Origin of the sequence: Nocardioides houyundeii, assembly GCF_002865585.1 — a bacterium.
GTDB classification, from domain to species: domain Bacteria; phylum Actinomycetota; class Actinomycetes; order Propionibacteriales; family Nocardioidaceae; genus Nocardioides; species Nocardioides houyundeii.
In genome coordinates, this window is record NZ_CP025581.1 from 3,463,597 (window position 1) to 3,485,433 (window position 21,837).

19 protein-coding genes, 1 tRNA gene, 1 other RNA gene and 1 pseudogene are annotated in these 21,837 nt (G+C 72.0%); 4 read left to right on the forward strand and 18 right to left on the reverse strand.

From position 1 onward, the window contains the following. Positions 1–48: 48 nt before the first annotated feature. The 7 genes and pseudogenes from C0R66_RS16635 to ffs all read right to left on the reverse strand — a co-directional run bounded on the left by C0R66_RS16635 (position 49) and on the right by ffs (position 6,388). On the reverse strand, positions 49–1,086 hold the full coding sequence (locus C0R66_RS16635; protein ID WP_101525637.1) for an aspartate-semialdehyde dehydrogenase: 1,038 nt from the start codon (positions 1,084–1,086) through the stop codon (positions 49–51). Then, on the reverse strand, positions 1,083–2,366 hold the full coding sequence (locus tag C0R66_RS16640; RefSeq protein ID WP_101525638.1) for an aspartate kinase: 1,284 nt from the start codon (positions 2,364–2,366) through the stop codon (positions 1,083–1,085). The genes C0R66_RS16635 and C0R66_RS16640 overlap by 4 nt, the downstream gene beginning before the upstream one ends. An 86-nt stretch (positions 2,367–2,452) precedes the next feature. Further along, a complete protein-coding gene (locus C0R66_RS16645; protein WP_101525639.1) occupies positions 2,453–3,043 on the reverse strand; it encodes a DUF5063 domain-containing protein in 591 nt (196 codons plus the stop codon). Continuing rightward, entirely contained in the window at positions 3,036–3,635 is a 600-nt protein-coding gene (gene recR, locus C0R66_RS16650) for a recombination mediator RecR (RefSeq protein ID WP_101526336.1), read from the reverse strand. The genes C0R66_RS16645 and recR overlap by 8 nt, the downstream gene beginning before the upstream one ends. A gap of 7 nt (positions 3,636–3,642) precedes the next feature. Then, positions 3,643–4,002, reverse strand: coding sequence for a YbaB/EbfC family nucleoid-associated protein (locus C0R66_RS16655; RefSeq protein ID WP_101525640.1), 360 nt, complete (start codon positions 4,000–4,002; stop codon positions 3,643–3,645). Positions 4,003–4,588: 586 nt separating this feature from the next. Next, positions 4,589–6,222, reverse strand: a pseudogene (locus C0R66_RS16660) (DNA polymerase III subunit gamma and tau); the annotation flags it as partial. A 76-nt stretch (positions 6,223–6,298) separates the two neighbouring features. Beyond that, an RNA gene (ffs, locus tag C0R66_RS16665) (signal recognition particle sRNA small type) lies at positions 6,299–6,388 on the reverse strand. A gap of 108 nt (positions 6,389–6,496) precedes the next feature. Between ffs and C0R66_RS16670 the strand changes: the two genes are divergently transcribed. Next, a tRNA-Ser gene (locus C0R66_RS16670) sits at positions 6,497–6,583 on the forward strand. Between the two features lie 80 nt (positions 6,584–6,663). Here the strand turns inward: C0R66_RS16670 and C0R66_RS16675 are convergent. The 3 genes from C0R66_RS16675 to C0R66_RS19695 form a co-directional block, all read right to left on the reverse strand. Next, positions 6,664–7,458, reverse strand: coding sequence for a DUF4369 domain-containing protein (locus tag C0R66_RS16675; protein ID WP_101525641.1), 795 nt, complete (start codon positions 7,456–7,458; stop codon positions 6,664–6,666). Between the two features lie 124 nt (positions 7,459–7,582). Further along, entirely contained in the window at positions 7,583–9,559 is a 1,977-nt protein-coding gene (locus C0R66_RS16680) for an ELWxxDGT repeat protein (RefSeq protein ID WP_101525642.1), read from the reverse strand. 100 nt (positions 9,560–9,659) lie between these two features. After that, positions 9,660–11,279: a TIGR03032 family protein gene (locus tag C0R66_RS19695; protein ID WP_241901494.1), complete on the reverse strand. Its 1,620-nt coding sequence runs from the start codon at positions 11,277–11,279 to the stop codon at positions 9,660–9,662. Between the two features lie 158 nt (positions 11,280–11,437). Here C0R66_RS19695 and C0R66_RS16690 point away from each other — a divergent pair, with 158 nt between their 5' ends. After that, the gene (locus tag C0R66_RS16690; protein WP_101525643.1) at positions 11,438–11,830 is read left to right on the forward strand and encodes a GntR family transcriptional regulator; all 393 of its coding nucleotides are present in this window, start codon (positions 11,438–11,440) and stop codon (positions 11,828–11,830) included. Next, positions 11,827–12,765 carry a hypothetical protein gene (locus C0R66_RS16695; protein ID WP_101525644.1) on the forward strand — a complete coding sequence of 313 codons (939 nt, stop codon included), beginning with the start codon at positions 11,827–11,829 and terminating at the stop codon, positions 12,763–12,765. Before C0R66_RS16690 ends, C0R66_RS16695 begins: the two co-directional genes overlap by 4 nt. A 20-nt stretch (positions 12,766–12,785) precedes the next feature. Here the strand turns inward: C0R66_RS16695 and C0R66_RS16700 are convergent, their stop codons facing one another. Beyond that, positions 12,786–13,772 (reverse strand): hypothetical protein, encoded by a 987-nt coding sequence (locus tag C0R66_RS16700; RefSeq protein ID WP_101525645.1) that lies wholly within the window; start codon positions 13,770–13,772, stop codon positions 12,786–12,788. Between the two features lie 124 nt (positions 13,773–13,896). Between C0R66_RS16700 and C0R66_RS16705 the strand changes: the two genes are divergently transcribed. Next, the gene (locus C0R66_RS16705) at positions 13,897–15,252 is read left to right on the forward strand and encodes an NYN domain-containing protein (RefSeq protein ID WP_101525646.1); all 1,356 of its coding nucleotides are present in this window, start codon (positions 13,897–13,899) and stop codon (positions 15,250–15,252) included. Between the two features lie 9 nt (positions 15,253–15,261). Here the strand turns inward: C0R66_RS16705 and C0R66_RS16710 are convergent, their stop codons facing one another. From C0R66_RS16710 to C0R66_RS16740, 7 genes are all read right to left on the reverse strand, one after another. Beyond that, positions 15,262–15,474, reverse strand: coding sequence for a hypothetical protein (locus C0R66_RS16710; RefSeq protein ID WP_101525647.1), 213 nt, complete (start codon positions 15,472–15,474; stop codon positions 15,262–15,264). A gap of 75 nt (positions 15,475–15,549) precedes the next feature. Further along, the gene (locus tag C0R66_RS16715; protein ID WP_101525648.1) at positions 15,550–16,779 is read right to left on the reverse strand and encodes a S8 family serine peptidase; all 1,230 of its coding nucleotides are present in this window, start codon (positions 16,777–16,779) and stop codon (positions 15,550–15,552) included. Next, positions 16,779–18,176, reverse strand: coding sequence for a type VII secretion protein EccB (locus C0R66_RS16720; protein ID WP_101525649.1), 1,398 nt, complete (start codon positions 18,174–18,176; stop codon positions 16,779–16,781). Before C0R66_RS16720 ends, C0R66_RS16715 begins: the two co-directional genes overlap by 1 nt. A gap of 3 nt (positions 18,177–18,179) precedes the next feature. Beyond that, positions 18,180–19,562 (reverse strand): type VII secretion integral membrane protein EccD, encoded by a 1,383-nt coding sequence (gene eccD / locus C0R66_RS16725; RefSeq protein WP_101525650.1) that lies wholly within the window; start codon positions 19,560–19,562, stop codon positions 18,180–18,182. Positions 19,563–19,681: 119 nt separating this feature from the next. Continuing rightward, positions 19,682–19,975 (reverse strand): WXG100 family type VII secretion target, encoded by a 294-nt coding sequence (locus tag C0R66_RS16730; RefSeq protein WP_101525651.1) that lies wholly within the window; start codon positions 19,973–19,975, stop codon positions 19,682–19,684. A 25-nt stretch (positions 19,976–20,000) separates the two neighbouring features. After that, the gene (locus tag C0R66_RS16735) at positions 20,001–20,318 is read right to left on the reverse strand and encodes a WXG100 family type VII secretion target (protein WP_101525652.1); all 318 of its coding nucleotides are present in this window, start codon (positions 20,316–20,318) and stop codon (positions 20,001–20,003) included. A gap of 138 nt (positions 20,319–20,456) precedes the next feature. Beyond that, a complete protein-coding gene (locus tag C0R66_RS16740; protein WP_101525653.1) occupies positions 20,457–21,824 on the reverse strand; it encodes a hypothetical protein in 1,368 nt (455 codons plus the stop codon). Positions 21,825–21,837 lie beyond the last annotated feature (13 nt).

The window sequence follows — 21,837 nt, forward strand, 5'->3', positions numbered from 1 at the left end:
AGCGGTGGACGAACGCCGGGCGCGACGCCCGTCCCCGCTCGCTGAGGCTCAGCGTGCGGCGATGATCTCCGCGAGCTGCACCGTGTTGAGGGCCGCGCCCTTGCGCAGGTTGTCGTTGCTGATGAACAGCGCCAGGCCGCGGTCCCCGTCGACCCCCGGGTCCTGCCGGATCCGCCCGACGTACGACGGGTCCTTGCCGGCGGCGGCCAACGGGTTGGGGATCTCGGCGAGCTCGACGCCCGGCGCCCCGGCCAGCAGCTCGGCGGCGCGCTCCGGGGTCAGGGCGGAGGCGAACTCGGCGTTGATCGCCAGCGAGTGGCCCGTGAACACCGGCACCCGCACGCAGATCCCGGAGACCCGCAGGTCGGGGATGCCGAGGATCTTGCGCGACTCGTTGCGCAGCTTCTGCTCCTCGTCGGTCTCGTTGAGCCCGTCGTCGACGATGGCGCCCGCGAGCGGGACCACGTTGTAGGCGATGTTGCGGGCGTACTTGACCGGCTCGGGGAAGGTCACGGCCTCGCCGTCGTAAGCCAACTCGCGGGCCTTGTCGCCAGCCGCCTCGACCTGAGTGGCCAGCTCGTCGACGCCAGCGATGCCGGACCCGGAGACCGCCTGGTAGGTGGAGGCGATGAGCCGGACCAGCCCGGCCTCGTCGTGCAGCGGCTTGAGGACGGGCATCGCGGCCATGGTGGTGCAGTTGGGGTTGGCCACGATGCCGCGCCCGGCGGCGATCACGGCGTCCATCGCCTCGGGGTTGACCTCGGAGACGACCAGCGGGATCGCGGGGTCCTTGCGGAAGGCCGAGGAGTTGTCGATCACGATCACCCCGGCGTCCACGAACTTCTGCGCGAGCGCGCGGGAGGTTGTGGCTCCGGCGGAGAAGAGCGCGATGTCCAGGCCCGCCGGGTCGGCGGTGGCGGCGTCCTCGACGGTGATCTCGCGGCCCGCGAAGGGCAGCACGGTGCCGGCGGAGCGGGCGGAGGCGAAGAACCGCACCTCGGTCGCGGGGAAGTCGCGCTCCTCGAGGATCTGCCGCATCGCGACGCCCACCTGACCGGTGGCGCCCACGATCCCGACGCGGGTCATCGGCCGGTCCCGCCGTAGACCACGGCCTCGACCTCGGCGGCGTCCAGGTCGAACGCGGTGTGGGTGGCCTGGACGGCGGTGTCGACCTGCGACTCGTCCACGATCACCGAGATTCGGATCTCGGAGGTGGAGATCATCTCGATGTTGACCCCGGCGGAGGCCAGCGCGGCGAAGAACTTGGCGGTGATGCCGGGGTGCGAGCGCATGCCGGCACCGATCAGCGAGACCTTGCCGATGCGGTCGTCGAAGAGCAGCTTGTCGTAGCCGACCTCGTCCTGGAGCCGGGCCAGTGCCGACATCGCAGCCTGGCCGTCCTCGCGGGGCAGCGTGAAGGAGATGTCGGTGCGGCTCGTGGTCGCGGCCGAGACGTTCTGCACCACCATGTCGAGGTTGACCTCGCTGGTCGCGAGCGCCTCGAAGATCCGGGCGGCTTCGCCGATCTTGTCGGGCACGCCGACGACGGTGATCTTGGCTTCGCTGCGGTCGTGCGCGACGCCGGCGATGATGGCCTGTTCCATTGCGAATCCCTCGGGGCTGTCGGGGCTGGGGGCATCCAGGACCCACGTCCCCTCCTTCTGGGAGAAGGAGGAACGGACGTGGACGGGCATGTTGTAGCGGCGCGCGTACTCGACGCAGCGCAGGTGCAGGATCTTGGCGCCGGAGGCGGCCATCTCGAGCATCTCCTCGTGAGAGATGCGGTCGAGCTTGCGGGCGGTCGGCACGATCCGCGGGTCGGCGGTGAAGACGCCGTCGACGTCGCTGTAGATCTCGCAGACCTCGGCGCCCAGCGCTGCGGCCAGGGCCACCGCAGTGGTGTCCGAGGCGCCGCGCCCCAGGGTGGTCACGTCCTTGGTGTCCTGGGAGACGCCCTGGAAGCCGGCCACGATGGCGATCGCACCACCGGCGATGGCCTGCTCGATCCGGCCGGGAGTGATGTCGATGATCTTGGCCCTGCCGTGCACGGAGTCGGTGATGACCCCGGCCTGCGAGCCGGTGAAGGACTGGGCCTTGTGCCCCAGCGCGGCGATCGCCATGGCGACCAGCGCCATGGAGATCCGCTCGCCGGCGGTGAGCAGCATGTCCAGCTCGCGCGGCGGCGGGAGCGGCGTGACCTGCTCGGCGAGGTCACGCAGGTCGTCGGTGGCGTCCCCCATCGCGGAGACCACCACGACCACGTCGTGCCCTGCCTTCTTGGTCGCCACGATCCGCTGGGCGACCCGCTTGATGCCGTCCGCGTCGGCGACCGACGAGCCGCCGTACTTCTGCACGACAATGCCCACGCCTGAAACCACCTGACTTGCTCGCTGAATGCTGTCACTCCCTGCAACGCAGGGGGCCGACGTCGACGTCGGCTCAGCGATCGAGTCTAACTGTGGCTCTGAACGGCCACGCCCAACATCTCATTCGCCGCCGCCACCTGGGCCTCCTCGCTGGTGAAGTCGGTGTCCAGCCGGTCGTGGTGCACCACCGACCACAGTGCGTTGAGGGCGGCCCCGGCCAGGTTGCCCCAGGATGAGACGTAGGAGAACTGCCACCACCACAGCGCCTCGGCGTAGTTGCCGTAGCTGTAGTGGCGCAGACCGTTCTCCAGGTCGCTGGCGATGCTGGTCAGGTCGTCGGAGAGCTGGCTCTCCACCACCTCGGGGACGTAGGGGTCGAAGACGAAGCTGTAGGTGTCGATCGGGCCGAGGATGTCGGCCAGCCGCAGCCGCAGCTCGTCGATGTCGGCCTCCGGACCGACGTCGGGCTGGTACTCCCCGCCGGGGTGGAAGTCGACCTGGGCGCCCAGACGGGCGCCGGCCAGCGAGATCTGGCTCACCTCGAGCAGCAGCAGCGAGATGGCGCGACCCGCGTCCGCCTCCTGCGCGACGGCCTTGAGGGCCACCAGGAAGGACTCGACCTGGTCGCAGATCTGCCCCGCGAACTCCTCGAGCTCGTTGCTCCTGGGGTTAGTCATCTGCCGACCGCCTTCCTGCGAACGCCCTGCCCAAGGTGACCTCGTCGGCGTACTCGAGGTCGCCACCTACCGGAAGTCCACTCGCCAGGCGGGTCACGCGCAACCCCAAGGGCTTGAGCATCCGTGTGAGGTACGTCGCTGTCGCCTCGCCCTCGAGGTTGGGGTCGGTGGCCAGGATCACCTCGGTGACGGTGCCGTCGGCCAGCCGCATCATCAGCTCGCGGATCCGCAGCTGGTCCGGGCCGATGCCGTCGATCGGGGAGATGGCGCCGCCGAGCACGTGGTAGCGCCCGCGGAACTCACGGGTTCGCTCGATGGCGACCACGTCCTTGTACTCCTCCACGCAGCACAGCACCGTGGGGTCGCGCCGCGGGTCGCGGCAGATCCGGCACTTGTCGTCCTCGGAGACGTTGAAGCAGACCGAGCAGAACTTCACCTTGGCCTTGACCTCGATCAGCACGTCGGCCAGTCGTCGTACCTCGGCGGGCTCGGCCTGCAGCAGGTGGAACGCGATGCGCTGCGCACCCTTGGGACCGACTCCCGGCAGCCGACCGAGCTCGTCGATCAGGTCTTGGACAACGCCCTCGTACAAGGTCGCGTCAGCCCAGTCCGGGCAGGCCGCCGCCACCGGCCAGCGGCCCGAGGGCCTCACCGGCCAGCGCGTCGGCCTTGGCCTTGGCGTCGCGGAACGCGGCCACGATCATGTCGCCGAGGTCCTCGAGCTCGTCCGGCTCGTTGCCGTCGAACTCGCCGGCCTTGATGGAGACCTGGACCAGGTCGCCGGTGCCGGTCACGGTCACGTTGACCGAGCCGCCGGCCACCGTGCCCTCGACCCGGGTCTCGGCGAGCTGGGCCTGGGCGGACTCCAGCTGCTGCTGCATCTGCTGCGCCTGCTCCAGCAGGGCGTTCATGTCGAAGCCGCCGGCGCCACCGAGGGCGTCAAAGGGGTTCTGGGTCATCGTGGGCTCCTTGGTCGGTGCACGGTGGTGGTGACGGGACTGGGTGGGACGGTCACGAGTGGTTGATCTCCTCGATGATCTGGGCGCCCAGCGTGCGCTTCAGCAGCTCGGCGCTGTCCAGGCCCTGGGACTCCGCGTCCGGGTCGTCGCGGCTGGCCGCGGCGTCGGCGAGCGCGCCGTGGTCGACCTGCGGCGGCATGTCGCCGGTGCGGGTCTGCTGGATCGCGCCGCGGGCCGCGGCGAGGGCCTGGGGGTCGGTGCCGCGGGACGCCTCGGGCGGCGGCTGCTGCTCGTCGTCCTGCGGGGCGGACTGGTCCTGTGCCCAGTCCGGCGGGCCGTCCGGTGCGCCCGGGGCCGACGGCGCCGCGCCCGGTTCCGGGGACGAGCTCGTCGCCGGCGCGGTCACCGTGTGGGAGGCGGCCGCCGACGCGGTCGGGATGGCGCCCGGGTCGACGACGCACTCCACGCGCCAGTCGGCACCGACGGCGTCGATGGCCGCCTGGCGCAGGATCTCGTCGTTGCCGCCGCTGACGAAGGACTCACGCGCGCCGGCGTTGCTGAACCCCAGCGTCAGGGTCTTCGCGTCAACCCCGGTGACCTGGGCGTTCTGGGTGAGCAGGATCCAGGCGAGCCGACGCCGACTCTTGACCGCCTCGACGACGTCCGGCCAGAGCCGTCGTACGTCGACCAGCGAGAGCCCCCCGACGGGAGCGCCTGGCGGGTCCACGGGCACGTCGCTGGGCCGGTCCGGCTGCCGGGCCTCCGGGGAGGGGTGCGCGGGTGCCGGGGTAGCCCAACCTGCGGGCTCGACCGGAGCGGGCGGGGCCGGCGGGGCCGCCTCGACGGGGGTCGGGGCGGAGGTGCTCGGAGCGGGTGCCGGGGTCGGGGGCTCCACCGGTGCGGCCTGGGCGGGGGCCTGGGCGGGGCCTGGACCGGCGGCTGGACCGGTGCGGCCTGGGTGGGGGCCGGGGTCGGGGGCTGGACCGGTGCTGCCTGGGCGGGGGCCTGGACCGGCGGCTGGACCGGTGCGGCCTGGGCGGGGGCCGCCGCCGGGGGCCCGACGATCGCGAACCGCTTCTCCATCCGGTCCAGGCGAGCCTGGACGCCGTCGGTGGAGTGGTCGGCCCCGGGCAGCAGCACCCGGGCGCAGATGAGCTCCAGCAGCAGCCGGGGCGAGATCGCGCCCTTCATGTCCATCAGGCCACCGGCCACCAGGTCCGCGGCCCGGGAGAGGTCCGCGGCACCGAACCGGGCGGCCTGCGCCACCAGACGCTCGCCCTGGTCCTGGGAGCAGTCGATCAGTCCGGTCGCGGGGGCGTCCGGCACCGCCGCGACGATCACCAGGTCGCGCAGCCGGCGGAGCAGGTCCTCGGCGAACCGGCGCGGGTCCTGGCCGGACTCGATCACCTTGTCAACCACGCCGAAGACCGCAGCCCCGTCGGAGGCCGCGAAGGCGTCGACGACCTCGTCGAGCAGCGAGTCGGGGGTGAACCCGAGCAGCGCCACCGCGAGCTGGTGGGTGACGCCCTCGGGGCCGGAGCCGCCGATCAGCTGGTCGAGCACCGAGAGGGTGTCGCGGGCCGAGCCGGCGCCGGCCCGGACCACCAGCGGGACGGCAGCAGCCTCGATCGCCACGCCCTCGCGGCCGCAGAGCTCGACGACGTAGTCGCTGAGCATCCGCGGCGGGATCAGCCGGAAGGGGTAGTGGTGGGTGCGCGAGCGGATGGTCGGGATGACCTTCTCGGGCTCGGTGGTGGCGAAGATGAACCGCAGGTGCGGCGGCGGCTCCTCCACCAGCTTGAGCAGGGCGTTGAAGCCCTGGTTGGAGACCATGTGGGCCTCGTCGATGATGTAGATCTTGTAGCGGTCGCGGACCGGGGCGAAGAAGGCCTTCTCCCGCAGGTCGCGGGCGTCGTCGACACCGCCGTGCGAGGCCGCGTCGATCTCGATCACGTCGATCGACCCGCTGCCGCCGGTGGCCAGGTCCACGCAGCTGTCGCACACCCCGCACGGCTCGGCCACCGGCGCGGCCGCGCAGTTCAGGGTGCGGGCCAGGATCCGGGCCGACGTCGTCTTGCCGCAGCCGCGGGGACCGGAGAAGAGGTAGGCGTGGTTGACCCGGTCGTTCGCCAGCGCGTTGCGCAGCGGGTCGGTGACGTGGTCCTGGCCGATGACCTGGGCGAACGTCTCCGGCCGGTAGCGGCGATAGAGAGCGAGGGGTGAGTCCACGTGTGAACCCTAACCACCGGTTCCGACAGGGACCACTGCCGGAGCCCACCACCAGCGTGGTGGGACGAAAAGGCCCCCGTGCACCCGACAGAGCTCATCTGCCCTTGCTGCCTTCCGGCCCTGGGGGATTCGACGAGATGCCGCCGCACGGGGGGTTGCCGCAGAGTCTAGGGGAGGTGCGGGCAGGGTCACAAAGCGGGGAAGCGCACGGCTGGAAGGGAGGGCGATTTCTCACCGCGGCCGGGCTACAGGTAGCCTCCTCGGCGGAGGATTCGCCTAGTGGCCTATGGCGCTCGCTTGGAAAGCGGGTTGGGTGTGAAAGCCCTCAGGGGTTCGAATCCCCTATCCTCCGCCGGGTACAGGTCCATGACCTGCAAGAACGCCGGTCCGAGCCCCAGCGGCTCGGACCGGCGTTCTTTTTCGGGCTGACAGTCACTTGGTGCAGAGGACCTCGACGTTCGCCGCGGTCGGGATGGCGCCGGGGGTGGAGCTGGACGTCTGGTCGAAACGGATCCGGAAGCCGTCGGACACGTCGGTGACCAGCTTCTTGAGGGTGCCGATGGCGAGCGACTCGTTGACCTTGACGACCCCGTCCACGGTCAGCGACACCGTGCCAGTGGCGCCCGTCTCGGAGCCGTCGGTGAGCGCGTAGGTGGCCGAGAGGCTCTTGCACTTCCTGCCGAGGGTGTACTCGACGTACGCGGGCGTGCCGGGCGTCATGGTGGTCAGGCTCGCCGAGTAGTAGTCAGCACCGACCATCGCGCCTGTGTTGTCGTCGATGTTCACCTTGGAACCGGAAGTCCGCTGGATGAGCTTCTCCCAGCGGTAGACGGTGACCTCGAACTCCTTGCTGGTTCCTGCCTTGATCTTGCCGGAGGCCGGCTTCAGCACGCGATAGAAGCGGAGACCCGGGGTCCCCGGGTCGTCGGAGAGCACGAAGCGCCCGTTCTTCTTGACCTTGGCGTCGTCCGTCTTCTTCCAGGTGGTCCTGCCGTCCAGACGCTGCTGAAGAACGATCTTCTGGCCGGCGGCCTTCGGGGTGACCTTGCCCGAGACCGTGATGACGTCCTCCTTGGCGACGGCGGTCGAGGAGCTGGCCGAGGCCTTCACCTTGTAGGTGGCTGCGGCGCGGGGCGCGACCTCCGCGCCGGCGGTGGGAAGCGTGGCTGCCACGGACAGTGGCATTGCAGCCACGACGAGCGCGGCCAGCGTGGTGGTGAGTTTCATGAGACTTCCTCCGTTTGTGTCGTTCGATGCGGCCCTGTGGGCCCCTGCGACGTGAGACGCGCAGCACGTCTGGAAAGTTGTGTCCCGTCTCGGCCCGGTCTCACCGGGCGAAGACGATCGCCGATCAGCGAAGCTGGATCCTCCGAGTCTCCGTCTGCTTGTTGCCGGCGACGTCGGTGATGACCAGCTGTACGACGGCCTTGACCTCGAGCTTCTTGCGCTGGGCCTTGGGAGCCTTGCGGTAGCGCTTGAGAGCCTTCTTCACCTTGGCGGCCAGCTTCTTGGAGACCACCAGGTCGAGAATGCCCAGCTGGCCGATCGTGCTGGTGGCCTTCGCCGGCTTCAGCGCGACCCCCTTGAGTCCCTTGGCCGTGATCTTGCCGGTGGCAGTGGTCGTGACGGTCTCGGCGGCGCGGGCCTTGACGCTGATCTTCAGCTTCTTGCCCTGCCTCTGCTTGGTCTTGCCGAGCACGGTCACGCCGACGACCCGCGTGTCGGGCGGTGCGACCTGAGGAACCGGTGCGGGAGGCGCGGGCGTCGGGGGAGCCGGCGCCGACGGCGGAGCCGGTGTCGTGACCGGCGGGGCGGGCAGGACTCCCGGGGTGCCGGGCGGCAGGGAGCCGTCGGGCCGGACAGCCCACAGCTCGTGGCCGTGCACCCCGTCGTTCGCGGTGAAGAAGAGGGTGCCGCCGGCGGCGACCAGGTTGTCGGGATCGCTGTAGTCGGCCCCCGGCCACAGGTCGAAGACGCCGGTGCCGCCGAGCGTGCCGTCCGACATCCACAGCTCGCGGCCGCGGGTTCCGTCGTACGCCGAGAAGAACAGGGTGCCGCCCACGTCGGTGAGGTAGCGGGGAGAGCTGGAGTTCGGGTACGAGTACGAGTAGCCGTCACCCACATAGGTGTAGGCGCCCAGGCGCAGGTCGACCGCCATCCGGGTCCCGGCGGTGGTGCCGTCGGAGGTCCAGAGCTCCCGCCCGGCGTCGTCCGCCCACCCGTTGAAGAACAGGGTGCCACCCACCGGAGTCAGGCTCCCCGGGTCGACCGCGGCCACCCTCGTGGTCCCGGCCGCCGTGCCGTCGGACCGCCACAGACCGGGTCCGCGGCTGTCCCAGGCGCCGAAGTAGAGATCTCCGCCCACGTCGGTCAGGCCGGAGGGGCTACTGGAGTTGGCGTAGGTCTCCCCGTCGTAGACGTGCGCGCCGGGATAGAGGTCGACGACGAGTCGGGTGCCCGCCGCGGTGCCGTCGGAGGTCCAGAGCTCCTGGCCACGGGGGTCGTCGGCATCGGTGAAGTAGAGGGTGCCCCCGACGTCGGTGAGCTCCGCCAGCTCGTAGTCGTACGCGCCGATTCCCGGGCGGTCGGTGAGCCGCCTGGTGCCGGCAGCGGTGCCGTCGGAGGCCCACAGCTCCCGGCCGCGGGTGCCGTCGTTGGCAGAGAAGAAGAGGGTGCCGCCAACCGCGGTGAGGGAGTAGGGATCACTCGACTCTCCGTAGGCACCCTGGGTGAGCGGGTTGATGTCGGCCACCATCCGCGTGCCGGCGGTGGTGCCGTCGGAGGCCCACAGCTCCCGGCCGCGGGTGCCGTCGGCGGAGGTGAAGAAGAGCGTGCCTCCGACCACCGTGACGTCCCGGGGCGATGACGGCGTGGCGGCGACCAGCGTGGTGCCGGCGGCGGTGCCGTCGGACTTCCACAGACCCGAACCGCTCGTGCTGTCGGCGCGGAAGTAGAGGGTGCCGCCCATGACGGCCAAGTCGTCCACGTAGCCGCCGACGCCGGGGTAGATGTCCTTGACCAGCCGGGTGCCGCCGGGCGTGCCGTCGGAGGTCCACAGCTCGCGGCCGTGGGACCCGTCCCGCGCGGAGAAGAAGACGCGTGCCCCGAGGGCGACGACGTCCTCGACACCGCTGCTGGAGCGGCCCTCGGAGATGTCGGCGACCAGGGACGGGACGGTGCCCGGGGCGGCGTGCGCGGCAGGCGCGGGAACCACGAGTGCCGCGGCCCCCAGCACGCTCCCGGTGACCAGGGCGCGCCCACGGGTCCTGTTCCGGGTGGACGCCGCGCGTCTCCGGCGAAGCAGTCGCTGGCGCTGTCGAGTCGTCATGGCGGTCCCCCCGCAATCGTTGCCCCGGAGGGCGGCCAACCGGAGAGTAACCACAGTCCGAGCCCGGGGGAAGCGCTAGCGCCTTTTCGAGACCGCGTTCTCAGCCGGGCGCCGGCACGAACCAGGAGGTACGGACCAGGTCGCTGCCGGGCTCCCCGATCTCCGGGAACCGGATGCCGGGCAGTGCGGCGACGTCGAAAACCTCCTGGATCCGGTCCTCGAACCGGACCGAGCCGACGACCTCCCCGCTGCGCAGGTCGATCGCCCACACGCCGCACTCGCGGCGAGGCAGCGCGGAGATCGGGAGGCCGCCGAAGGTGGCGGTCTCGCGCACCTGCGAGGTCCCCACGAAGGCGACCTGGCCGACGAAGGAGAGACCGCGGGTGAACCCGGGAAGCTCCGCCACCACGCGGGTCGTGCCGGTGGCGGGGTCGCACTCGAGCAGGCGACCGCGCCCGGACTCCAGCACGTAGAGGCGTCCGTCGTGCCACCGCGGCGAGTGCGGCATCGACAGGCCCTCGAGCACCACCCTGCCGCTGGGCACCTCCAGCAGGACGCCGCCCGTCGCCTTCTCCGCACGCCACCCGCCGGCGGAGTCGGAGACCCCCAGGGCGGTGACGTAGCGCGGTACCCCGTCGACCAGGGCGAGGCCGTTGAGGTGGCACCGGTCCTGCGGTGCCAGGGCGGTGACGAAGGGCGGCTGCCAGCGAGGCACGAAGCTGTGGGCGGCATCCAGGGTCGCCAGGCAGCTGAAGCTGGTCGCCACCAGCCACAGGCCGTCGCGTCCCATCGCCAGGTCGTGCACCGCGATGTCCCCCGTCACGTGGGAGTTGCGTGGCAGGAAGCAGGCGTCGTGCTTCCCCTGGGGCTCCAGGTTCTGCGCGGCGGCAGGGAAGTCCCGGAAGTCCAGGACCTCCGAGCGGACCCCCAGCGCCAGGCCGTCCGGGGTGGTGGCGATGCCCATCGGACGGTCGAAGGCGCGCAGGTGCACCCCGAGCCGCCCGCCGTCGTCGCGCAGCACCACCAGCCGGTTGGACTGGTACGTCGAGACCGCCAGCGAGCACCCGAGCGAGCGCAGCACCCGGCCGAGCCCGTGGTCGACCGCGCTCAGGCTTCCCGGGGTGGTGGTCGGCGCGAGGCTCGGGTCGACGGTGGCCAGGTGCCGGCGCACCCGCTCCACGAGCGGGGCCACCGCGGCTTCCGGTACGGCGCCCGCCGCTGCTGCCGGCGTACCCACGGAGGTGCGGGCAGCCAGCTCGTGCCACGGCCAGGAGCACCGGGAGTGCCAGCCCAGCCCCAGGTGGTCGAAGAGTCGCTGGACCCCGTTCTCCGGCTCGGCGAGCAGGTCGTCTTGGTCGACCACCAGCCACGCCCCGGTCGGGAGCCGCTCCAGCAGGTCCAACGCGGCGGTGGTCGCGGCCGCCCACTCGGCCAGCTCCGCGTCGTCCAGCCCGTGGGGGGTGTGGTGCAGCAGGACGTAGTCGGCCTCGTCCGGCAGCCCGTCCGGCAGCGCGTCGAGGTCACCCGGGCCCACGGTGGTCACCGCACGCGCGGGGACTCCGGCGGGTACCTCCGCGGGGGGCGGGGCGTCGGCCAGCTCCTTCAGCGGTGTGTTGGTCGCGTCCCAGGTGCCAGGGGCGGCCAGCAGGCTCTGCGCCAGGGTGTCCAGCGCGGCGGCGCCGGATCCCAGGAGCAGGACGGGACGGCCCCGGTTCACCACGACTGCCTCCTGAGCGCTCGGCGGCCACGCGCGTGTCCGGCCGTCAGAGGCTAGCGACTCCGGTGCCGAGAGGTGGGAAATCCACCCCGGTCCTCGGCCACAGTCCCCAGAGGCCACCGACGTATCGGTGAATTATTTGTTCTAGTACGATGCAAACTATGTTGATCCGTCTCGACCCGCACAGCAGTGCGGGCCTCGCCGACCAGATCGCGGGGCAGGTACGCCGCGCCATCGCCACCGGCGGACTCGCACCGGGTGAGAAGCTGCCACCGGCCCGGGAGCTGGCCGCCGGACTCGACGTCAACATGCACACCGTGCTGCGGGCCTACGCCGTCCTGCGGGACGAGGGGCTGCTGGAGGTACGACGGGGCCGTGGGGTTCACGTCCGCACCGACGCCGGGCCCACCGGGAGCACGACCCCCGGCAGCCACCCCGGCGTCCAGCTCGGCGCCCAGCTGCTGGAGCAGGTGCACGAGCTGGTGCGCAGCGCCGCTCGCATGGGCCTGTCCCGCGAGCAGCTCATCGACGAGATCCGAAAGGTCCAACCATGACCAAGACCCCGCGCGTCGCGGTGGCGGCGACGATCCTCCTGGCCGCCCCCCTCGCCGTCCTGCTCCTGTGGATCCGGTACGCGAACGCGGTGCCGGACCCGGTGCCCACGCACTGGGACGGCGCCGACGAGGTCGACGGCACCATGTCCCTGACGACGTTCACCCTGGTGGTGGGCGGAGTCGCAGCGATCGGCTCGTTGATCGGTCTGGCCGTGCTCGCAGCCCGCGCCCACCTGCGGATCACCGAGGTCGTCGTGGGCGCCGGCTGGCTGGCCTGGCTGCTGCCGAGCGTCTACCTCACGGTGATGGTCAACGCCCGCGGCGCGACCTCGGCGGGCGAGGTGGACCTGGGCTACCAGTGGGTGGCTGTGGTGCTGGTCCTGCCGGTGGCGGCCGCGGCCGCGCTCTGGTGGCTCCTCCCCCGCCAGAGCGGTGAGGTCCCGGTCGGACCTCCGCACTCGAGCCTCGCCCTGGGCGAGGACGAGCTGGTCGTCTGGGTCGGGCAGGCGCGCTCGCGGGTGCTGCTCGGTCTCGCCTCGGTGGCCGCGACCGCTGGCGCCGTCCTGACGATCTGGTCCTCCTCCGCCGGCCTGACCACTCTCGGCGTGGCACTGCTGCTCTCGCTCATGCACTACCTGACGGTGCGCGTGGACCGCGAGGCGGTGACCGTGACCTGGGGCCCCCTCCGCTTCCTGCGCCACCGACTGCCGCTGGACACCCTTGCCGGGGCGCGGGTCGAGCAGATCGAGCCACTGCGCTGGGGTGGCTGGGGCTACCGGATCAGCACCCGCGGCCGCGCCGCCGTGGTCCGGCGCGGACCTGGCCTGGTGCTCTCGCTGCGCACCGGCTCGGAGTTCGCGGTGACGGTGGAGCGGCCCGAGGAGGCGGTCGAGCTGGTCAACGCGTTGCTGGCGGACCGGCGGACCGTCGGCTAGACCAGCCGTCCCTGGGCTCGCTACCGGTCGGCGTACACCGGCGTGGCTGCAAACAGTCGGGTGTCCGCGTCGGCGGAAGCCAGGAACTCGCCCTCGAGCGTCCACACGGCGATCTCCCGCTCCCGGGTCACCAGCAGGGCGGAGGAGTCCGCGGACCAGGCCAGGGCGTCCCAGCCGGCGGGAACCGTCACCCGGTCCCGACCCCGTAGGTCCACCACGTAGGACCAGTCGCAGCCCGGGTTTCGACGCACTCGTTCCAGCGACGAGCTCTGGGTCAGCAGCAGCTCTCCACTCGGTGCGGGCACCACGCCGTAGGAGCAGTGGATCGGCCCCAACCGGCGGATTCCGCGGCTCCCGGACAGCCTGACCAGCCGAGCGGCTCGGCTGGCGGGCCGGGTCACCGTGAAGAGCTGACCCGAGGGCGCCGCGGCCACCGGCCCGATGTCCTCGCGCAGCAGCCGTGGGTCCCTCTGCCACCTCTCCGCGCGTGGGGGCAGCCGCCAGAAGCCTCTCTCCGCAGCGATGGCGAAGATCGCTCCGTCGGCGGCGACGGTGGGGGCGAACAGCCGTCGCGGGGCGACGGGAAGAGGCACCAGGGACTTGCCGTCGACCAGGCGGTACGAGCTGTCGGTGGCGAACCCGGCGTCATCAGAGGACGTGGCGGCGCCCGCGAGGACGACGTCCTTCCCGTTGCCGGACAGGTTGGACAGCAGCCTTAGCCCACGTCCCCTCAGCTCCGGTGGCGCCACCCGCCCGTCGGCGACCACGCCGAGGTCGGCGCGCATCACGTCCTCTCCGACCATGGCGTAGACCCGGTCGGCTCCCAGGGCGGCAAGCACCCGGTCTACGGACTCGTGGGACGACTGCTGCCCGGCCCACGGTGCTGGGTCGGGCACCGTGCCGCCACCGTCGTCCGCGCGATCCCCGATGACGCCCAGCGTCACGGCGAGGGCCACGCAGAGCGCGGCGCCCGAGAGGATCCACCGGTCGGCATGCTGTCTCTCCACTCGGTCCCCTGCGTCTCGTCGTGCTGGGCACGCATGCCCCCCCCGGGGCCGGAGCCTAGTGCCGCCCGGGCCGCGAACACCGCCTACTGCCAGGGTCGGGACGCCTGGGGAATAGGCTCCCAGAATGGCTGGAACAAATTCCCCGAAGCTCGCGGTGCTCATCGATGCCGACAACACCACCCCCGCGATCGTCGCCGACCTGTTGGCGGAGATCGCGAAGTACGGCACTGCGACCGTCAAGCGGGCGTACGGCGACTGGACGACGCCGCGGCTGTCCGGGTGGAAGGACGCCAACAACTCCCACGCGATCCAGCCGATGCAGCAGTTCAGCTACACCACCGGCAAGAACGCCACCGACAGCGCGCTGATCATCGACGCGATGGACCTGCTCTACACCGGCAACCTCGACGGCTTCTGCCTGGTCTCCTCCGACAGCGACTTCACCAAGCTCGCCTCCCGGCTGCGCGAGTCCGGGATGACCGTCTACGGCTTCGGCGAGCCCAAGACCCCCAAGCCCCTGGTGGCCGCCTGCGACAAGTTCGTCTACCTCGACGTCCTGCGCACCAAGGAGAAGGCTCAGCAGCCCGAGGCCGACTCGTCCTCCTCCCCCGCCGCCCCCAAGCGACGCAGCCCGAACGAGCTGCACAAGGACCGCAAGCTCGTGCAGCTGCTGCGCGACGGCATCGACGCCAACTCCGACGACGACGGCTGGGCCGCGCTGGGCGGCGTGGGCTCGCACGTGGCCAAGCAGGCACCGGACTTCGACTCCCGCAACTGGGGCTACAGCAAGCTCGTCGACCTGATCAGCGAGATCGGCCTCTTCGAGGTGCAGCGCGTCGCCGGCCAGCAGGTCCGGGTCCGGGAGCGTCAGGCCGACAGGTCGGACAAGCAGGACCGGTCCGAGAAGCACGAGCCCCAGGCAGAGCGGGCGAGCGAGAAGCCCGCCACCCGGTCGAGCCGGTCGTCGCGACGCGGGCACGCCGAGGACGCACCTGCGGCACCTGCCAGCGAGTCCACCAGTGCCCCGGAGCAGGCCCCGGAGCAGGCCCCGAGCACTCCCGCCAGCACCCCGGTCGTGGCCCCGGCCGAGGTGTCGGCCCCCGAGGCCGACTCCGCCCCGACGACGCCCGCCCGCAAGACCCGCACCCGCAAGTCGGCCAGCCGCCAGGCAGGGGCGCCGTCCGCCGAGACGGCACCCGTGACCGCTCCGGAGGCCACGCCCGAGGCCCCGGCACAGGCAGAGGCACCGGAGGCAACGGCACCGCCGGCCAAGAAGACCACGCGCAAGCGCGCCGCCTCCAGCCGCACGACCAAGAAGGCCGCAGCCAAGCCCGACGTCAGCGCCGAGCCCAGCACGGCCCCGGCTGCTCCCGCCGCAGCCGAGGCCGGCGAGCAGGCGCCCGCCAAGCAGGTCGCCCGGAAGAAGACCGTGACCCGCAACGCCGTGAAGACGGTTCAGGCCTCGACTCCCGCCGAGTGACCGCCGGGGTCACTTCGAGGGCTGCGGCAGCTTCACGTCGTCGCACTTGATCTTGGGGTTGGCACCCAGGTAGTTCAGTGGCCCCGCCACAATCGTGAGGGCGGTGTCGCCCGCGGACTTGCAGCTCACGTCGCGGTCGTCGCCGAAGTAGCCGCGCTGGAATGCGGCGACGCAGCCGATGATGAGCCACACGACGACGATGATCCCGATGATGCTTCTCATGGTGCCTGCTTCCTGTAAGGGGTGACCCCGCCCAGGACAGTTACCCCCAAGTACCGGAGGTCGAAACCCCGCGTCTCAGGACAGCCGGCGCAGCAGGGGACGCGTCACGAATGCCAGGGCGACCACGGCACCCAGCACCAGGGCGAACCAGAGCAGCATGTGGCGCGACGGGCCGTGCACGTCCTCCCGCACCGGCGCGGGAGGAGCCGTGGCGTCGGACCGCGGCTCCGCCTCGCTCCGGGAGAGCTGTCCGTTGCGGCGGGGCGCCAGCTGGTGGGTCAGGGCATCGGCTGCCTGGACCACCCCCGCCCCGGTCCACGGGTTGGGTCGCAGGTCGGATCCCTCGGCGGTGCGGACCAGGCGCGCCACCACCTGCTTGGCGGTCTCCCGCGGGAAGCGGGCGCGCAGCAGGGCGACCACGCCGCTGACCTGCGCGGCGGCGTACGAGGTGGCGATCTCCTCGCTGACCTGGCACTTCTGGCCGTTGAGGTTCACCGAGAGGGCACCGAGGGTGGGTGCGGCCACGTCGGTCTGCTTGTTGGGGCGCACGTAGGGGCGCAGGTCGGTGTCGCCGCCGGGACCGACCGCGCTGACTCCCAGCACGCCCGGGTAGTCGGCGGGATAGACCTCCGCGTCGCTGTCGGGAGTCCCCGGATACGCGCTGCTCTCCTCGGCCGGCGCGTTCCCGGCCGCTGCCACCACCACGACGTCCCTCTGCTGCAGGCGCTTGACCGCCGCCTTCAGCACCGGGTCCGGCAGGGGCATGGTGAGCGAGATGTTGACGACCCCGAACGGGATCCGCCCGTGCAGGTCGGCGAGCCGGTTGAGGCCGGCGGCCAGGGAGGTGGAGGTGACCGGGCGCTCGCCCTCCTCGACGTCGGGGTCGTTCTTGTCCAGCACCCGCATCGACAGGATGCGCGCGTCGGGGGCGACACCGTGCTCGCCGGCGATCAGCCCCGCCACGATGGAGCCGTGCCCCGACAGCAGCGGACCGCCGAAGCCCGGGACGGACTCCTGCACCACGTCCATCCCCAACCCGGCCCCCACGCCGCTGTCCACCACCGCGACGGTGACGCCGGCGCCCCGGGTGATGCGGTGGGCCTGCGCCACGTGCATCCGCACCGCCGGCGCGCTCTGCTCTGCCAAGGTGTCGATGCTCCGCGGTGTCGCCATCACGATCTGCGGGTCGCACGGGTTCTCGCCCTCGTCGGTGGCCGACGCGGCCGGCGCGAGCCAGACGGGCCCCAGCCCGGCCAGCACCAGGGCCGCCGAGCCCGCCACCCAGCGCCTGGGGGCCGGAGACATCACTGGACCGCCGCGTCGTCGCTGGCGTCCTCGGGCAGCCGCCGCGCCGCGTTGACCGAGAGCTCGACACCGTCGGAGAAGAAGCTCATCCACGAGTCCGGGACCACGGGGGCGTCCACCTCGCCGTAGCCGATGAACTCGGCGACCGAGGGCCCGACGAGGGCGTACTTGGCGCCCTTGGCGTCCACCACGAACGGCGACCCGGAGTCCGTGGTCAGGTCCGAGCCGGAGAGGACGTAGGCGCCACCCGAGGGCTCCACGTCCACGTCCTTGCTGCCCGGCCGCAGGCTCTCGGCGCTGGCGTCCTCGCCGGGCTGGTCTGCCAGCACCACGAAGCTGGCGCCGTCATCCTCCTGGAGCAGGCCGCACATCTCGCCGTCCGTCACCGGCGTCGGGCGCAGGCTCGGCCACTCGACCGGGTGGTCGGGCGGGTCGAAGTTGGCCGAGAGCGCGGAGGAGAGCTCCTTGGGGGGTGCCACCAGGGCTGAGTAGACCAGCGCGGGGAACTCGCTCAGGCGCTGCGGGGAGTCGTCCCCGAGCAGGTAGTAGCCGCCCTCGGGGGTCTGCACCAGGTCGCCGACGAGGAACCCGGTGAGGTCGGTGCGCAGGCCGGGGTAGGTCGCCGCCCGGCCGGTATCGGCGACGCCGAAGGCCTGCCGGGTCAGCGCCGGGCCCAGCGGGAAGAGGTTGAGCCACTCGTCGCTGACCTCGGGCGCCAGGGAGCTGGCCCCGAACCCCAGGGCGTCGAGCAGCGTCGACTGCGCGGTCGGGTTGGCGGGCAGCTCGAACCGGTACGCCGGGCCGCCGGGGCTCTGGGCGATCAGCCAGGTGAGCCGGCCGCCGGTGCGCACCACGAACGCTCCGCCGCTGCGCTCGGTGACGTCCGGCTGGGCAGCGACGTTGATCTTCACCCCGCGCCCCTCGGCGGTGCAGGCGGTCCAGCCGGTCTGGATCAAGGCGTCCCCGGGGGGCAGCCCGGCCGGCGCGCTCTCGATCCCGAGGTCGGAGCCGAGCGCGACCGAGCGGATGTACTTGTCCTTGACCGAGAAGACCTCGGGCTCGGCGGTGCCCAGGAGCAGCTGGCCGGAGATGAAGTTGGGGACGCGCTGGATCGCGGCGTCGTCACCGCCGCTGAGCACGACGTACTGGTCGCCGGTGTCCTTGGAGATGATGAAGCTGCCCTCGGACTTCCAGTTGGAGTCCGGACGCCCGCCCAGGAACCCGGCCACTCCGCCGCCGGCGCACAGCAGCACGGCCAGCGCGACCCCGCCGACCAGGCTCTTGGTGGGCTTCGTCGGCTCGACCTCGCGCCCGCCCGGGGCGCCACTGAGGAAGGCGGTGACCAGCCGGCGCCGGCTGAACTGGTAGGCCTCGACGAGCTCCTTCTTCGTGGCCACGAGTCAGCCCCTGATCCGCTCGAAGAGGCCCACGGCCAGCACCAGCAACGGCAGCAGCGAGAGCAGCGCGACGCTCTCCACCACGTCGCCGATCCGGCCGCGGCGCACCGAGGCGGACGGCGGGGCCAGGGTCATCACCAGCAGCACCGCACCCACCACTGCCAGCACGATGGCCGAGGCGGCCCGCCAGTCGGAGTGCAGGAACAGCACCGAGACCGCGACCGCGACCAGGCCCGCGATGCCCGAGACCAGACCGGCCAGCACCTCGGAGCCGGTGCGGTACTGACGGGTGCGGAGCATCACGGCCACCGAGCTCATCACCACCAGGAGGGTCCCGGAGACCCCCAGGCCGACCGCCAGCGGCGCCACCAGCACCAGCAGGGCGCCCACGGTGGCGGCGACGGCCAGCAGGATCTCGTGCGCGACCCGGGCGTCGGCGGCGACCCGGTCGCGGTCGATCTCGTCGGGGTCCGCGGTCACGTCGGCGAGGGTGTAGATCTGCTCCACCTTGGTGCCGGTGGCGCCCAGCGCCAGCCAGGGGAAGACGTTGCCCAGGACCACCACGACGGTGAGCATCACGGTCATGACCACGGCCGGGTCGGCGTCCAGCAGCATGATCACCGTGCCGGCGGCCGCGACGAGCGCGCCGAGCACCACGGCCGGGATGATCAGCACACGACCCTCGTCCAGGCCGACCGCGGCGACCGCACCCGTGGCCAGCACGGCGATGCCGGCGCACACCAGGGGCAGGCCGAGGAGGCCGTCCGGCAGCGGCCACTGCCACGACCCGAGGTCGTCGGGCGCGAGCACCAGACCGGCCACCGCGGCGTACACGCACGCGAGCAGCGCGACCGTGACGGCCGCCTGGGGCTCGTCCTGGGCACGGGCCAGGACGACCGCGCCGGTGACCATCAGGCCGGCGATCACGGCTGCCGCGACCCCGCCCAGCAGGGTGTCGCCCTGCATGAGCAGTGCGACCGCGCCCAGCACCAGGAGCAGCGAGGCCGCCCACAGGGCGGTACGGCGGCCAGCGGTGGGCTCCCACGGGCTCAGCTCGTGCTCCACGACGTCCGCCATCGCCTCGACCACGTCGTCGTAGACGCGCTGCGGCTCGTCGCGGTAGCCGGCGGCCACCGCCAGCACCCCGCCGTCCTCCACGCCCTGGATGGAGAGGCCCGCGTCGTTGCTGAGCTGGCGCCCGTCCTGGGTGACCAGGCGGTATCCGCCGTAGACGGTGGAGGCGTCCAGCAGGCCGACGCTGCGGGCCAGCTCCGGCACCAGCTCGGCCACCGGGACGGCCGAGGGCAGCACCAGGTCGACCCGCCTGGACCCCGAGGTCACCGTCACGCGCACCAGTCCTGAGGTGCTGGCTGCCGTCTGGCTCATCTCGTCATCCCCACTCGTCGATCCACAACCCGCTGACGTTCGGGCCAACCATAAGGGCACCTACGGACACAAGGAGGCCGACCGCCCCTACGGACGGTCGGCCTCCTTTGTGTGGCTGATCAGGCGAAGCGACCGGCGCCTCGGGCGTCGGCGTTCTTGTACTCGGTGTTGGACTCGCCCACGGCGACCGAGACCTGCTCGAGGAGCTGGATCATCTCGGCGATCGCCTTGTCCCACTGGGTCTTCGCCACGTGGTAGGACTCCTTGGCCGAACCGGTCCAGTCCGACTGCAGGGGCTTGAGCTGGCCCTCGAGGTCGTTGAGCCGGTTGTCGATCTTGCCGGCGTAGGTCTTGAGGTCGGCCGCAGCCTGCTCGAGGACGCCGTGGTTGACGCGGATGCCGTCGAAAGACATGTCTGTTCTCCCTGGTCTCTCGGCGTCAGCCGAGGCGGTTCATGAGGTTGGAGGAAGCCTGGGCCTGGGCCTCGTCAGTGGCCTTGTTGTCCTTGTCCGTCTGCTGCAGGGACTGCTCGAAGTTGTCGAGTGCGCTGACGATCTTGTTCTGCTTCTCCTGCCAGGCGGTGTGCAGCTGGTGGAACGCGGTGGCTCCCTGGCCGCCCCACTGCTGGCCCATCCCGGCGATGCGGTCGCTGAGACCCTTGCAGAGCTGCGTGACCTCGCTGCGCGCCGAGTTCACGGCGGTCGCTGCGTCGATCAAGGACCTTTCGCGGGCTGAGAGCCCCGAAGATTCAGACATGACTTTCCTTCCCCCTCTGCGGTTCTCGCCGCAAAGCTTCTTGTGGATGGCAGGCCTTGTGGCCTCCCGCCTGGTTCTCGGGGAGACGTCCCGACCCCCGGACAACGCTGATCTACCCCGGGGCAGACGCGGTAAACATCAAGAGTTCATTTCCCAGAAGAATCGGAAGAGGCCCGAGGCGACGACCACGGCGGCGATCCCGAAGGAACCGCACAGCGTCTCGGCCACCTCGGCCTTGCGCGCCCACCACACCGAGCGCCACCCACGGCCGGTCGCCACCGCGGCGGTCAGGATGATCGCCCCGAGCAGCACGCTGAGGACCACCACGGTCACCAGCCAGCCCGGGCTCGCGGCACCGAGCACCTCGACCGCGAACAGGCCCAGGCACCACAGGCCGGCCAGCCGCAGCAGCGCCTGCGCCGTGCGGTGCCGGTAGCTGCGGGCGGCGAAGAGGATCGCCCCGCCGGCGCACAGCAGCAGCACCCGGGCACCGATCAGGTCGACGTCGACCACCGCGGTCTGGAGCAGCTGGGGCGCCGCGACCACCAGCACCACCAGCACGGCGGCCGCCGCCGCGGTCACGGTGCGGGTACCCCGGCCGACCAGCACCTTGACCGCCGAGTCCGGCACCACCATGCGGCCGCGGCGACCCTTGCCGCCCCGGTCCCGGGCGGACCAGGCGGTCACCGCGAGCTTGTCCAGGTCCAGCAGCGCCTGGTCCGGTACGTCGATCGCGAACGACGGCGCCGCGCGGGCGGCCAGCATGGCCAGCACCACCAGGACCGCCCAGGCCACCCGGGCGTCCAGCTCCAGCAGCGGTACGGCGCCGCACACGCACGTCACCATCACCCCGGCCACCATCCAGACCACCAGCTCCTGGTCCTCGTCCTCGCCCAGGGTCCGGGAGACGGCGGCCAGCGCGACGGCCGCCAGCGCGCACGCCGCGAGCACCGCCGGCGCCTGGTAGATGCCCTCGCCGGCCAGCAGCGCCCAGGCAGCCCCGGCCCCGAACGCCGGCGCGGCGACCTGGCGGTGACGCGCCCTCCGGCCGCCGGGGAACGAGGCGAGCAGCCCGGAGACGAGCAGCACCGCGGCGACGGCGTACCGCAGGTCCTCCGACTCGGCGTAGCCGCCGAACCACCCGGCCAGGACGGCCGCGAGTGCTGCGGCGACCGCTCCGGCCACCGCACCCGGGCCCGGCCGGTCGGAGTCGGACGGCGACCGCTCGCCCTGGGCCGCCCGCCCCCGGTGGAACCCGGTGACGGCGATGACCACGTCGCCGGACTCCAGCCCGACGTCGGCCAGCGGCCGGTCCGCGACCACCAGCTCGCCCAGGGCGGTCTGGATCAGCGGGATGGCCGGCAGCCGGGCCTGGGTCGCGTAGGCGCGAGCGACGTCGTGCGCGGTGGCACCCGAGGGCACGACCAGGTCGAGCACGCCGACGGGGCCGTGGACGCTCAGCAGGATCGTGCGCGCCTGGTCCAGGCCCGCCCTGGTCTCGCTCATCTGGCCCCCTCGC